The organism is Pseudomonas citronellolis (assembly GCF_900112375.1).
GTDB lineage: Bacteria > Pseudomonadota > Gammaproteobacteria > Pseudomonadales > Pseudomonadaceae > Pseudomonas > Pseudomonas citronellolis.
The window spans coordinates 185153-198858 of the sequence record NZ_FOLS01000001.1; the positions used below are offsets into that span (position 1 = coordinate 185153).

General features: G+C 69.7%; 11 protein-coding genes. 3 read left to right on the forward strand and 8 right to left on the reverse strand.

Translation table 11 applies throughout. The features are described from left to right. Positions 1 to 30 precede the first annotated feature (30 nt). Positions 31 to 1029, reverse strand: coding sequence for a TRAP transporter substrate-binding protein (locus BM060_RS00840; protein ID WP_074976422.1), 999 nt, complete (start codon positions 1027 to 1029; stop codon positions 31 to 33). 225 nt (positions 1030 to 1254) lie between these two features. Beyond that, positions 1255 to 2202, reverse strand: a complete 948-nt coding sequence (locus tag BM060_RS00845) for a LysR family transcriptional regulator (RefSeq protein WP_058488791.1) — start codon at positions 2200 to 2202, stop codon at positions 1255 to 1257. A 322-nt stretch (positions 2203 to 2524) separates the two neighbouring features. On the opposite strand from BM060_RS00845, the gene BM060_RS00850 reads away from it, so the two are divergent. Together BM060_RS00850 and BM060_RS00855 are read left to right on the forward strand one after the other, a co-directional pair. After that, positions 2525 to 4693 (forward strand): FUSC family protein, encoded by a 2169-nt coding sequence (locus BM060_RS00850; protein WP_074976425.1) that lies wholly within the window; start codon positions 2525 to 2527, stop codon positions 4691 to 4693. 773 nt (positions 4694 to 5466) lie between these two features. Further along, complete coding sequence (locus BM060_RS00855; RefSeq protein WP_074976796.1) at positions 5467 to 5730, forward strand: DUF2790 domain-containing protein; 264 nt, start codon at positions 5467 to 5469, stop codon at positions 5728 to 5730. Positions 5731 to 5806: 76 nt separating this feature from the next. Here BM060_RS00855 and BM060_RS00860 read toward each other — a convergent pair whose 3' ends face one another. Continuing rightward, positions 5807 to 7105 (reverse strand): phospholipase C/P1 nuclease family protein, encoded by a 1299-nt coding sequence (locus BM060_RS00860; RefSeq protein WP_074976427.1) that lies wholly within the window; start codon positions 7103 to 7105, stop codon positions 5807 to 5809. Between the two features lie 206 nt (positions 7106 to 7311). Between BM060_RS00860 and BM060_RS00865 the strand changes: the two genes are divergently transcribed. Beyond that, positions 7312 to 8976, forward strand: coding sequence for an MFS transporter (locus BM060_RS00865; protein WP_074976429.1), 1665 nt, complete (start codon positions 7312 to 7314; stop codon positions 8974 to 8976). Between the two features lie 239 nt (positions 8977 to 9215). On the opposite strand, the gene BM060_RS00870 is transcribed toward BM060_RS00865, so the two are convergent. The 5 genes from BM060_RS00870 to BM060_RS00890 all read right to left on the reverse strand — a co-directional run bounded on the left by BM060_RS00870 (position 9216) and on the right by BM060_RS00890 (position 13702). Beyond that, a complete protein-coding gene (locus BM060_RS00870; protein WP_074976431.1) occupies positions 9216 to 9950 on the reverse strand; it encodes an adenosylcobinamide-GDP ribazoletransferase in 735 nt (244 codons plus the stop codon). Further along, positions 9947 to 10552 carry an alpha-ribazole phosphatase family protein gene (gene cobC / locus BM060_RS00875; RefSeq protein WP_074976433.1) on the reverse strand — a complete coding sequence of 202 codons (606 nt, stop codon included), beginning with the start codon at positions 10550 to 10552 and terminating at the stop codon, positions 9947 to 9949. Before cobC ends, BM060_RS00870 begins: the two co-directional genes overlap by 4 nt. Next, positions 10549 to 11604 (reverse strand): nicotinate-nucleotide--dimethylbenzimidazole phosphoribosyltransferase, encoded by a 1056-nt coding sequence (gene cobT / locus BM060_RS00880; RefSeq protein ID WP_074976436.1) that lies wholly within the window; start codon positions 11602 to 11604, stop codon positions 10549 to 10551. Before cobT ends, cobC begins: the two co-directional genes overlap by 4 nt. After that, a complete protein-coding gene (cobU, locus tag BM060_RS00885; protein ID WP_074976438.1) occupies positions 11601 to 12122 on the reverse strand; it encodes a bifunctional adenosylcobinamide kinase/adenosylcobinamide-phosphate guanylyltransferase in 522 nt (173 codons plus the stop codon). The genes cobT and cobU overlap by 4 nt, the downstream gene beginning before the upstream one ends. 119 nt (positions 12123 to 12241) lie before the next feature. Further along, positions 12242 to 13702 (reverse strand): cobyric acid synthase, encoded by a 1461-nt coding sequence (locus BM060_RS00890; protein WP_074976799.1) that lies wholly within the window; start codon positions 13700 to 13702, stop codon positions 12242 to 12244. Between the last annotated feature and the right edge of the window lie 4 nt (positions 13703 to 13706).

Below are 13706 nucleotides of genomic sequence, written 5' to 3' on the forward strand. Positions count from 1 at the left end.
ACTTCGCTCCGGGATGGTTCGGGGGAGGATTCAGAGAGGATGGTTGGCCGCTTCCGCGGCCTGGATCAGCTCGGGGCCGATGTCGTCGGCGAACTTGCGCCACACCGGCTGCATGGCCTGGCGCCAGCTGGCGCGCTGGGCCGGGGTGAGTTCGTGGATCTGGCTGGCGCCGCTGCCGGCGATCTGCTGGCGGGCCTGCAGGTTGAGCTCGGCGGCCTGGCGGTTGACCTCCGCCGAAACCTCGTCCATCACCGCCTGCAGCGGCTCGCGCAGGTCCGCCGGCAGGCCGTTCCAGAAGGCGGCATTGGTGATCACCATGTAGTCCACCAGCCCGTGGTTGGAGGCGGTGAAGTGCTTCTGCACCTCGAAGACCTTCTGACTGGCGTAGTTCGACCAGGTGTTCTCGGTGCCATTCACCACGCCGCTCTGCAGGCCTTGGTAGACCTCGGCGAAGGACATCTTGCGGGAGATCGCGCGCAGGGCGCGGAACTGTTCGTCGAGCACCGCCGAGGCCTGCACGCGGAACTTCAGGCCGCGGGCATCGGCCGGCTCGAGCAACGCGCGGTTGGCCGACAACTGCTTCATCCCGTTGTGCCAGTAGCCCAGGCCGAGGATGCCCTTGTCCTGCATGCTGGCCAGCAGCGCCCTGCCCTGCGGGCTGCGCTGGAAGCGGTCGACGGCGTCGATGTCGTCGAACAGGAACGGCAGGTCGAAGACCTGGATGGATTTGGCGTAGTGCTCGAACTTGGCCAGCGACGGCGCCAGTATCTGCACGTCGCCCAGCAGCAGCGCCTCCATTTCCTTGCCGTCGCCGAACAGCGAGGAGTTCGGGTAGACCTCCACGCGCACCCGGCCGGGCAGGCGCTCCTCGGCCAGGCGCTTGAACAGCAGCGCGCCCTGGCCCTTGGGGGTGTTCTCCGCCACCACATGGGAGAACTTGATGACCACCGGAGCCTCGGCAGCCTGCGCCAGGCCGGCGCCGAACACTGCCAGGACGCCCAACAGCGCCCGTAAAGTCGAACCTAACATCGCGTCACCCTCGTTTTTCTTGTATTGGCGAGGCAGGCCGCAGGGCGGCCGGGGCTGCCCAGACTGACGCAACGATGGCGTTCGGAGAATTCGCGATTTCCCAAGGCCGCATTCGGAACTCCGGAATGCGGGCACGAAAACGCCGAGGGCCGGGGGATGTAGGAAAACTCGGGAAGAAGGAAGGCGCCGCCCGGGCGGACGGCGCGGATCAGACGGCCTGGCGCCTCAGTTGGGCAGGCGCGCGCTGTGTTCGAGCATCAGTTGCTCGTCCTCGGCGAGCATGCCGGGGATGCAGTCGCGGAGGAATTCGACCCAGGTGCGGATCTTCGCATCGAGGAACTGCCGCGACGGGTAGAGCGCGTAGATGTTCAGGTGGAACAGGCTGTAGCCGGGCATCACCCGCACCAGGCTGCCGTTGCGCAGCCCCTCCACCGCCGAGTAGACCGGCAGCGCGCCTATGCCCATGCCGGCCACCACCGCCTCGGTCAGGGCGTCGGCGGTGTTGACCTGGAAGTGGGTGTGGTCGATGTGCGCCAGCTCTTCGCCGTCCGGGCCGTGGAACAGCCACTTGTCCAGCGACATCACGCTGTTCACCAGGCGCAGGCAGCGGTGCCCGGCCAGTTCCGCCGGCACCTTGGGCGAGCCATGCCGCGTCACGTAGGCGGGGGCCGCGCAGAGCACGCTGTGGGTCTGCCCCAGGCGCTTGGAGACGAAGCCGGAGTCGGGCAGCTCGGGGGCGATCACCACCGAGATGTCGTAGCCCTCGTCGAGGATGTCGGTGGTGCGGTTGGCCAGGGTCAGGTCGAAGCTGACTTCCGAATACATCTCGCTGTACTGGGAGATCGCCTTGATCAGGTAGTGCTGGCCGATGCCGGTCATGGCATGCACCTTGAGCTTGCCGGCCGGGCGCGAGTGGGCGTCGCTGGCCTCGGCCTCGGCTTCCTCGATGTAGCCGAGGATCTGCTGGCAGCGCAGCAGGTAGCGCTGGCCGGCTTCGGTGAGGGCGATGCGGCGGGTGGTGCGGTGCAGCAGGCGGGTACGCAGGTGGGCTTCGAGCTTGGCCACGGTACGCGAGACGTAGGCCGTGGTGAGGTCCATGCGCTGGGCGGCGGCGGTGAAGCTGCCGGTCTCGGCGACACAGACGAAGGCACGCATGTTGTGCAGCAGGTCCATCATTTCTCCTGAGAGCCTGTCCGCGCGCCGTGCCGGGCGATGCCGGCTACAGCAAAGTCTTGTTACAGATTCGCGACAGGCGGCGAATTGTCGCATAACTGCCCACGGCGAATTGTTGTTTTTCAGGCAACAATAATTCGCCCAACTGTCAGCTTATCCTGCCTCCGGCGGTTTTCTAGAATCGCCTCCCCACCGCGGCCCCTCCGCAGTTCCCAGGATTCACAGCTGTGTTCCGCCATACGCGCCAGGCTCGTTTCGCCCCTGCTCCGTCGCCCTTCCCGCAGCCCTGCGGTTGCACAGTTCCCGACTCGCCGCTGCCCCGATGAACAGCCTCACCCGCATCAGCGCGCGCCTGCCCGGCGCCGACGCGCTGCGCCAGGCGGCGTCCGCCTGGGCCCATAGCGACGGGGTGACCTGGGTGTTCATCGGCAAGACCCTGCTCACCGCCTTCCTCGCCCTGTGGCTGGCCTACCGCCTGGAGCTGCCGCAGCCGAACACCGTGCTGGTCAGCGCCTTCATCGTGCTGCAGCCGCAGAGCGGGCAGGTCCTGGCCAAGAGCTTCTACCGCATCCTCGGCACCCTGGCCGGGCTCACGGTGATGGTCACCTTCATCGCCCTGTTCGCCCAGGAGCGCGTGCTGTTCCTGCTCTGCGTGTCGATCTGGGTCGGCCTGTGCACCGCCGGCGCCGCGCGCTACCGCGATTTCCGCGCCTACGCCTGCCTGCTGGCCGGCTACACCGCGGTGATGATCGGCATCCCCGCCACCCTGCACCCGGAGGGCGCCTTCATGGCGGCGCTGTGGCGGGTGCTGGAGATCACCCTGGGCATCTTCTGCACCGGCTTGGTCAGCGCACTGGTGCTGCCGCAGACCAGCAGCGCCGTGCTGCGCAATGCCCTGGACACACGTTTCGGCGACTTCGCCGGTCTGGCCGCCGCCGGCCTGGAAGGCACCCTCGACCACGCCCGCTTCGAGCAGGCCGCCGCGCGCATCGCCGCCGAGGCCGTGGGCCTGGAGAACCTGCGCAACGTCACCGCCTTCGAAGACCCGCACATGCGCCTGCGCAGCGGCCGCCTGGCGCGCCTGAACAGCGAGTTCATGCAGTTGACCACGCGCTTCCATGCCCTGCAGCGCCTGCTCGACCGCCTGCGCGAACGCCAGGCCGGCGCCGTGCTGGAAGTGCTGATGCCATGCCTGGTGGAGGTCGGCGGCCTGCTCGCCGGCTGGCATGGCCGGCCGCTGCGCGACGCCGACGCGGCCTTCCTCGCCGCCCAGCTGGAGCACTGCCGCCAGCAACTGATGCCGCACATCCGCGAGGCCCGCGCCAGGCTCGCCCACGCCTGCCCGCGGGAGGCCGACCAGTTGGACTTCGAGACCGCCGCCGAGCTGCTGTTCCGCTTCGCCGGCGACCTCCACGACTACGCCCAGACCCACGCCTCCCTGGCCGCCCACAGGCACGCCCGCGAGCAGTGGAAGGAGCGTTTCACGCCCAAGGCCAACGCCGTGGCCGCGGCGGTGGCCGGGCTGCGCTGCGCGCTGCTGGTGCTGGTCGGCGGGGTGTTCTGGATCGAGACCTCGTGGCTCAGCGGCGCCACCTTCACCCTCACCTCGGTGCTGATCGCCGCGCTGTCCTCGGCCTCGCCCAACCCCAAACGCCTGTCGCTGCAGCTGACCTTCGGCACCCTGCTGGGCGCCACGCTGGGCTTCATCCTCACCTTCCGCGTGCTGCCGCACCTGGATGGCTTCCCGCTGCTGTGCATGGTGCTGGCGCCGGTGTTCGCCCTCGGCGCCTTCCTCATCACCCGCCCGCAGTGGAGCGGCTACGGCGTGGGCCTGCTGGTGTGGTTCTGCATCGCCTCGCTGCCGGCCAACCTGGCGCGCTACGACGCCTACACCTTCATCAACGAATACCTGGCCATGCTGCTGTCCATGGGCATGGCGGTGGTGGCGGCCATGGTGATACTGCCACCGAACCGCCCCTGGCTGTGGGAACGCCTGGAGGCCGAACTGCGCATGCGCGTGGTGCACACCATCAGCGACCCGCTGAAGGGCCTGTCGGCCGGTTTCGAAAGCGGCACCCGCGACCTGCTCAACCAGGCCTACGGCCTGGCCAGCGGCCGCCCCGACGTGCAGCGCCGGCTGCTGCGCTGGATGTTCCAGGTGCAGGAGGTGGGCCTGGCGATCATCGAGCTGCGTCGCGAGCAGGCGGTGCTGCCCGACGAGCCCTGGTACGCCGAGCACATGCCCTGGCGCCGCGCCATCCGCGCCATGGGCCGGGCGCTGATCCGCCTGTTCATCCAGCCCAGCGAGCACAACCGCCTGCGCGCCCTGGCGGCGGTGGAGCACGCCATCCACAGCACCCGCAGCACCCAGGAACCGCGCCCGCCGCACTTCGACACCTCGCCGCTGCGGCGCATGTGCAGCTACCTGCACTTCATCCGCACCTCGCTGCTCGACCCCAGCTCGCCGCTGCGGGAGAGCTCGCGGGGTTGAGGAAGCCGCGCGCTCCTACCGGCTTCTCGTAGGCGCGAGCTTGCTCGCGAACAAACGCGGTGCCATGCGGTTCGCGAGCAAGCTCGCTCCTACGAAGAGCACCTCGGCGCAGTCGACAAGACAGTTGCTCCGTGAGGCATGACATTTCCCCGTAGGAGCGGACCTTGTCCGCGATAGCCGGAACCACCGGCGCGATTCGCGGATGAGATCCGCTCCTACGCCGCCCCACCCACGCCATTCCCCTGTAGGAGCGCGCCCTGCGCGCGAATCGCGGGCAGGGCCCGCTCCTACAGCAGAGAACATAACGCCAACGGTTCCCGGGAAGCACAGGCGTAGGAGCGGACCTTGTCCGCGATAGCCGGACGTACCGGCGCGATTCGCGGATGAGATCCGCTCCTACGCCGCCCCACCCACGCCATTCCCCTGTAGGAGCGCGCCCTGCGCGCGAAATCGCGGGCAGGGCCCGCTCCTACACCGGCCCCTATCGCACAACGACCGCGACACGACCGCGCAGCGTCATCATGGCCACCCTCGCCCCGCGAACCCGCGCCGTTGCTGGATTGTTGCCTTTTAGTACGAGGTATTTTTGGCTTCCAGGCATATGAATATGCCCGCCGCGGACCTACCATTTGCTTGCTGTTGAAGCGCGCCGCAACACCCAAGAACCCGATTGCAACATCCCTAAAGACATCTTCCCGATGAAGCCGATGAACTTCGTCCTGGCCGCGTGCGCCCGGATGCGGCTCCCGCTCGGGAAAAAGGCAGGAAAATTCATGAAAGCCCTAGTCGTTCTGGCCCTGGCCAGCCTCTCCTCGCTCGCCCTCGCTGCGCAGGCGGACGATGCTGTCCAACCTCAGAGTCCGGCAGTGGAGCAATACACCTATGGAATGAACCTGGACGTCGCCCACGTGGTTTCCACCACCGACGTCTCCAACCAGTGCGGGGTCGTGCCCGCGCAGATGACCTACGACGACTCGAAAGGCGAGCGTCACACCATCGAGTACCAGGTCTGGGGCAACGGCTGCACTGGCGGCTAGGCCCATCCGGAACGCAACCGCGAAGGGTCCACGCCCCCTTCGCGGCGCGTTGCAGGTTCTCTCCCCTCCCCCTTCCCTAACGCTGCAGCACCGACCTCGCCAGGTTGCGGCTGTGCACCCCGAACGCCCGGATCAACGCCAATAGCTGTTCGTCCAGCTGCGCATCGTGCTGCAGCGGCGCCAGTTCGTTGCCGGCGCTGAAACCGACGCCGGCATCCGCCGGGACCGTCGCCAGCCAATGACCGATCGCCGCGTCGAAGGCCGCCGCATGGGCATGGGATTCGACCGCCACCACCTCCCTCGGGTAATCGGCCGAATACGCCGGATAGCCCCCGTCGCCGGAAGCATCGGCATAGGCGGCGAGCAGCGCCGAACCCTGCGGCTTGCGCAGCGATTCCAGCAGCCAGTCCAGTTGGTAGCGCTCCACGCCCAGGTGGCGGCTGGCCACGCGGCTGATGGCGGCCTTCTTGTCGGCGTCGAAACCGGCCATGGCCTTGAGCGCGGTCCACAGCATGCTGGCGGTGGTTTCGCCGGGTAATGGCGTGCTGTGGTAGGGCTGCGTCAGGTCCTGGAGGTAATGCATCGACCAGCCGAGGAAGCGGTAGCCCCAGTACGGGTGGCCATGTTCGAAGGCGTAGCGCGCCAGGCCGTGGAACTGGTAGGCGCGCCATTCCGGCCAGCTGCGCTGCAGGTAGGGCGCGCCGGCGAAGATGATCGGCGACTCGTGGTAGAAGCCCATGTGGAACGGCGCCTGGGAGCTGAACTCGTAGCCCGGGTCGCCGAACGGCTGCGGGCCGAAGCCATAGCGCTGGCCAGCCGTGCCAGGGTTGTCGCTGAACAGGTGGATGTCGTGGCCGAAGTCCGGCTCGTCGCTAGCGCTGGCCAGCACCGCCAGGGCCGGCACCGGCTCGCCCGGCTGCAAGGCGATGAAGCGCCAGCGCACCCAGCCGGCGAGGTCGTGGAACACCAGCACGTCGGACGCCTTCAGGTGCGGCCGCCCGGGCTGGTCGTGCCCCGGCGCGGGCTGGATGGCATTGGCCAGCTTGATCTCCGGGTTAAGCCGCAGCGCCGTGAGGAAGGCCAGGCGCAAATCCTGCTCCGTGCCGGTGAAGCGCAGCGCGTCGGGCCGCGCCGGGTACTGGCGGAAGTGCTCGCGGGCGAAGCGCTCCTGCTCGTCGAGCAGTGGTACCAAACCCTCGCGTTCGGCGGCGAGGAAGGTCTCCAGCGGCTCCATGGGCGCCGCCGGCGCAGCGGCCACGGCCGGCAGTCGGGCCAGGGCCTGGTAGCTGCCCAGGGCATGGTTGGACCAGGCCCAGAGGCAACGCGGCAGGATCAGCAGGGACAGCAGCAGGCAAATGCGCAACCGGTGGCTCATGGGGCCTCCACTCTTCTCGGACGATGCCCCGCAGCCTAGCAATCCCGGCGCCGCGGGGCACTGTCGCAGAGGGCCAGGGCGATTCACCGATAAGGCCAGGCTGACCATCATCAATGGCGAGCGCGGGGCCAGCCACTACACTTGCCGGGCATGACCTGCCGGCAGGGCGCCGTCGTCGCCGGCCATCGCAAGAAGGCATTTCCCCCATGCTGCAATCCGTTTCACCGAAGAACGACCTGCCGCTGAAGAACGAGGCCGATCCCCAGCGCAGCGGCGTGCTCGCCCCGTTCGGCATCGCGGCCTTCCGCATCATCTGGATCTGCAACCTGTTCGCCAACCTGGGCACCTGGGCGCAGTCGGTGGCCGCCGCCTGGGTGGTCACCGAGGCCCACGCCAGCCCGCTGATGGTGGCGATGATCCAGGTCGCCTCGGCGCTGCCGCTGGTGCTGCTGTCGATCCTCTCCGGGGTGCTGGCGGACAACCACGACAGGCGCAAGATCATGCTCGTCGGCCTGTCCATCGAACTGTCCGGCGCCGCCCTGGTGACGCTGCTGGCGTTCCTCGGCTACCTCGACCCGCTGCTGCTGATCGCTTCCATCCTCTGGCTGTCCCTGGGCAGCTCCATCACCATCCCGGCCTGGCAGGCGGCGGTGAACGAGCAGGTGCCGGCGCGCCTGGTGGGCGACGCGGTGCTGCTCAACAGCGTCAACTACAACGTCGCCCGCGCGGTCGGCCCGGCCATCGGCGGCCTGCTGCTGTCGGCCACCGGCGCGCCCTGGGTGTTCCTGTTCAACTGCCTGTGCTACGCCTCGCTGATCTGGGCCATCTGGCAATGGCGCCGCGAGGTGCCCAAGCGCACCCTGCCGCCGGAGCACATCGTCGAAGGGGTGGTGGCGGCGCTGCGCTTCACCCAGTACTCCAGCGTCACCCGCCTGGTGATGCTGCGCTCGGCGGTGTTCGGCCTGTCGGCCAGCGCGGTCTGGGCGCTGCTGCCGCTGCTGGCGCACCGCAACCCCGACGGCAACGCCTCGGTGTACGGCTACATGCTCGGCGCCCTGGGCCTGGGCGCCATCCTCGGCAGCACCCTGGTCGGCCGCCTGCGCAAGGTGATCGGCACCAGCCGGCTGATCAGCCTGGGCGGCGGCACCCTCGGCCTGGTGCTGCTGGTCCTCGGCACGGTGGACAACCTCTGGGTGCTGTTCCCGGCGCTGATCCTCGGCGGCAGCTGCTGGATAGCCGCGGTGGCCAGCTACAACTCGGCGGTGCAGATACTGGTGCCGGACTGGGTCAAGGCGCGCGCCCTGGCGCTGTACCAGACGGCCATCTACGGCGGCCTGGCGCTGGGCTCGTTCCTCTGGGGCCACTTCGCCGGCACCCTGGGCGTGCAGGGCGCGCTGCTGGCCGCCGGCTGCCTGCTGCTGGTGTCGGTGGCGCTGCTGTACAACTCGCGCCTGCCGGAGCTCAACCCCGGCAGCATCGCCCGCGCGCCCAGCACCCTGCCGGGGGAGCCGACCTTCGTCTTCGACACCCAGCGCGGCTCGGTGCTGGTGACCATCGAATACCGCATCCCGGCCGAGCGCACCCGCGACTTCGTCCGCGCGGCCAAGGCGCTGCGCCGCCTGCGCCTGCGCAACGGCGCCGAACGCTGGGCGCTGTACCGCGACATCAGCGACAAGGAGGCCTGGCAGGAGGTGTTCCTGGTGGACAACTGGATCGCCCACCTGAGGATGCTCGACCGCATGACGCTGGAGGACAAGACCATCATCGACACGGTCACCAGCCTGCATGCGGGGGATGCGCCGCCGAAGATGCGGCATGGGGTGAGCTATGAGTCGGGGAGCTACGAGGCGCCGCCGGAGACGTTGGGGTGAGGGTGTTCGCCTGAGGGTGAGGTGCCCGGCGGGAAGTCCGCTCCCTCTCCCTAACCCTCTCCCTGAAGGGAGAGGGGACCGTTCGGAGCGCTTGGATGTTTTGGAGTCAGCCGGCAACACCGAGGGTTTCAGGCTGAAACCATTCCTTCTCTCGGCACGGACAAGCCCCCTCTCCCTTCAGGGAGAGGGCTGGGGAGAGGGTTGCGCGGTCGAATCACACACCACAGGGTTCCGGCTGATTAGATCGCCAACCCCACCAACACCGCACACTCCACCAACTCCACCAAAGCCCCCGCCGTATCCCCGGTGGTGCCGTCCAGCCGCGCCATCAGCCGGTTGCGCCACCAGAGGAACACCGCCAGCGCCACCACCAGCGCCACCAGGCCGCTCAGGCCGGTGAGCGGCATCAGCGCGGCGTTGAGCACCAGCATCCAGGGCAGCGCGCGGCGCGGCAGGTGGTCGGCCAGGGCCTGGCCGAGGCCGCCGGGGCGGGCGTAGGGAGTGGTGAGGAACAGCAGCGGCAGGGCCACCCGCGCGAGCCAGGGCGCCAGCAGCAGGGCCCAGAAGTGGTGGGCGTCGAGCAGCGCCGCGATGGCGCAGAACTTCACCAGCAACAGCACTACCAGCACCACCACCGCCACCGGGCCGCTGCGCGGGTCCTTCATGATCGCCAGGGTGCGCTCGCGGTCGCCCAGGCCGCCCACCCAGGCGTCGGCGGTGTCGGCCAGGCCGTCCAGGTGCAGGGCGCCGCTGAAGGCCACCCATACGGCCAGCAGCAGCGCGGCGTGCAGCAGCAGGTAGGTCTCGCCGAAGAAGTAGCCCAGCGCATAGAGCCCGCCCCCCATCAGCGCCCCCACCAGCGGGTAGAACAGCGTGGCGCGGCCGAACTGCTCGGGCGTGGGCACCTCGCCCAGGCGGATCGGGATGCGGCTGAGGAACTGCAGGGCGATCAACGGCAGGAACAGGTTGCTCATCGGGGCGCGCTCACGGCGGACTCGACCGGTTGGATGTTCCAGCCGCCGGCCTGCGGCTCGATGCGCAGCGCCAGCCGTTCGCCGTGGGCGACGCTCACCTGCAGCAAGTACTCGCGCGGCAGGCCCTGGGCGCGCGCGCCGAGCAGGCGCATCACCCCGCCATGGGTCACCAGCAGCAGGTGCTTTCCGGCATGCGTCGCGTACAGCCGCTGCAGGGCGGCGAACACCCGCGCCTCGAAGGCCGCGAGCGGTTCGCCGCCCGGCGGGGTGAAGGCGTAGGGGTCGTTCCAGAAGCGGGCTAGCGCATCGCTATCAGTCTCCATCAGCTTAGCTGCGGAAAGCCCTTCCCACTCGCCGAAATCCATCTCGCGCAGGTCCGGTTCCAGGTGCAATGGCAGGCCGCTTGCGGCCGACAGGCGCTCGGCGAAGGCGGCGCAACGGCGCAGCGGCGAGCTGACCAGGGCCTCCCAGGGCTGCTCCAGGCCCAGGCCGGCCTGCATCTGCGCCCAGCCGGCGGCGGTCAGGGCGTCGTCCAGGCGGCCGCGGAAGCCGCCGCCCAGTTCGGTTTCGCCGTGGCGCAGCAGGTCCAGGCGCAGGCTCATGCCGGGCGGTCCGACACCGCCGCCTCGGCGAAGGTGGCCATCCCGGCGTGCAGCCGGCAGGCCTGGCGCAGCAGCGGCACGGCCAGGGCGGCGCCGCTGCCCTCGCCCAGGCGCAGGCCCAGGTCCAGCAGCGGCTGCGCCTCCAGGGCCTGGAGCACGCGCTGGTGGCCGGGCTCGGCGCCGCTGTGGGCGAACAGCAGCCAGTCGCGGCACTGCGGGTTGAAGCGCACCGCGCAGAGCGCCGCGACGCTGCAGATGAAGCCGTCCACCAGGGCGACGATGCCCTTCTGCGCGCAGGCCAGGTAGGCGCCGGCCAGGGCCGCCACCTCGAAGCCGCCGAGGCGGCACAGGGCCTCGAAGGGGTCGGCACAGTGCCCGCCATGCAGGGCCAGGGCGCGTTCGATGACCTCGGCCTTGTGCGCCACGCCTCGCGCGTCCAGGCCAGTGCCGGGGCCAACCAGAGGCGCCGCGCGCTCGCCCAGCAGGCCGCAGGCCAGCGCCGCGGCGCAGGTGGTGTTGCCGATGCCCATCTCGCCGCCGATGAACAGCTCGCTGCCGGCCTGTTGCGCGCGGCGCACGGATTCGCGCCCGGCCTCCAGGGCGATCAGGCACTGCGCGGCGGTCATCGCCGGCTCGCGGGCGAAGTTCAGGGTGCCGGCGCCGACCATCAGGTGCAGCACGCCGGGCAGCGGTTCCAGGGGCACGGCGGTGCCCAGGTCGATCACTTCCAGGCGAGCGCCCAGGTCGCGGGCCAGCACGCTGATGGCCGCGCCGCCGCGCACGAAGTTGCGCAGCATCTCGCCGGTCACCGCCTGCGGGTAGGCCGAGACGCCCTCCTCCACCACGCCGTGGTCGCCGGCGAACAGGGCGATCCACAGGTGCTCCAGGCTCGGCCGCTCGCGGCCCTGCAGGCTGGCCAGGTGCACGGCCACCTCTTCCAGGCGGCCCAGGGCGCCGCGCGGCTTGGTCAGCTGGTCCTGGCGCGCGGCGGCCTTGTCGCGCGCCACGCGGTCCGTGGGTTGGCACGCTTCGCGCCACCATTGCAGGCTCATACGGGGTCTCCCTTGAGGGTCATGGGCAGGCCGGCGACGGTGAACAGCACCCGCTCGCTGGCCTCGGCCAGGGCCTGGTGCAGCCAGCCGGCCTCGTCGACGTAGCGCCGCGTCAGCTCGCCCAGGGGCACCACACCCAGCCCGGTTTCGTTGCTGACCAGCAGGATGCGGCCCGGCAGGGCCGGCAGCGTGGCCAGCAGTTCGTTCACTTCGTGTTGCAGGTGCGCGCCGTCGTCGGCGAGCAGCAGGTTGGTCAGCCACAGCGTCAGGCAGTCCACCAGCAGGCAGCGGTCCGGCGCGGCGTGCTCGGCGAGGGCCCGCGCCAAGTGCAGCGGTTCCTCCACCAGGCCCCATTCGGCGGGACGGCGGTCGCGGTGCTGGCGGATGCGCTCGCCCATCTCGCCGTCGCCGATCTGCGCGGTGGCGAAATAGGTGACCGGCAGGCCGCTGTCCCGGGCCAGGCGCTCGGCCAGGCGGCTCTTGCCGGAACGGGCGCCGCCGAGGATGAGTTCAAGCATGGGTTTTCTCCGGGGAAGTCATGTCCTGTAGGAGCGAGCTTGCTCGCGAACCCGCCTCGCTGCGATCCCGTTCGCGAGCAAGCTCGCTCCTACGAAGAGCGGTAACTGCGGCCCTTGGCTCAAAGGCCACACAGGGATTTCAGCTTCTGCGTGTCCAGATACGCCTCCACCTGGTCCGCCAGGCGCTCGATGTCGCGCTCGCGCAGGGCGTGGTAGTCCTGCTCGACCACCTCGCCCAGGCCGGCCCAGCGCAGCAGCGCGGCGCAGGCGGCGGGGGATTCGAACAGGCCGTGCAGATAGGTGCCTATGACCTGGCCGTCGGCGCTCAGGGCGCCATCGCAGCGGCCGTCGTCCAGGCGCACCGCCGGGCTCTCCAATGCGGGCCCGCTGGTGACGCCGGCGTGGATTTCGTAGCCGCCGACCTCGGCGTCTTCCAGGGCCAGTCGGCCACGGACGTTGCGCAGCTGCTTCTCCGGCTCCAGCACCGTGTCCAACTCCAGCCAGCCGAGGCCGGCGCTGCCGCCGGCGGCGCCTTCCAGGCCGTGGGGGTCGGACAGCGTGCGGCCGAGCATCTGCAAGCCGCCGCAAATGCCCAGCAGCTTGCCGCCGTAGCGCAGGTGGCGCTCGATGGCGGCGTCCCAGCCCTGGGCGCGGAGGAAGGCCAGGTCCGCGCGCACGCTCTTGGAGCCGGGCAGGATGACCAGGTCCGCCGCCGGCAGCGGCTGGCCGGGGCCGACGAAGGTCAGTTGCACCTGCGGGTGCAGGCGCAGCGGGTCGAAGTCGGTGTGGTTGCTGATGCGCGGCAGCACCGGCACCGCCACCTTGAGGCTTTCCCCGGCCTTGGCGGCCTGGCGGGTGTCGATGGCGTCCTCGGCTTCCAGGTGGAAGTCCATCAGGTAGGGCAGCACGCCCAGCACCGGGATGCCGGTGCGTTCCTCCAGCCAGTCCAGGCCCGGCTGCAGCAGGGCGATGTCGCCGCGGAAGCGGTTGATGACGAAGCCCTTCACCCGCGCTCGCTCGCTTTCCGAGAGCAGTTCCAGGGTGCCGACCAGATGGGCGAAGACGCCGCCACGGTCGATGTCGGCGATGAGGATCACCGGGCAATCCACCGCCTCGGCGAAGCCCATGTTGGCGATGTCGTTGGCGCGCAGGTTGATCTCCGCCGGGGAGCCGGCGCCTTCCACCATCACCACCTGGTAGGCGTCGAGCAGGCGCTGGTGGGATTCGAGCACAGCCTGTTTGGCGACCCTTTTGTAATCGTGATAGGCGGCGGCGTTCATGCTGGTCACCGCGCGGCCGTGGATGATGACCTGGGCGCCCACGTCGCTGTTGGGCTTGAGCAGCACCGGGTTCATGTCGGTGTGCGGCGCCAGGTGGCAGGCCTGGGCCTGCACCGCCTGGGCGCGGCCGATCTCGCCGCCGTCGGCGGTCACCGCGCTGTTCAGCGCCATGTTCTGCGGCTTGAACGGCGCCACCGCCACGCCCTGGCGGCGGAGCCAGCGGCACAGCGCAGTCACCAGGGTGCTCTTGCCGGCGTCGGAGGTGGTGCCCTGCACCATTAAAGTAGTGCCTTGCACCATCAGG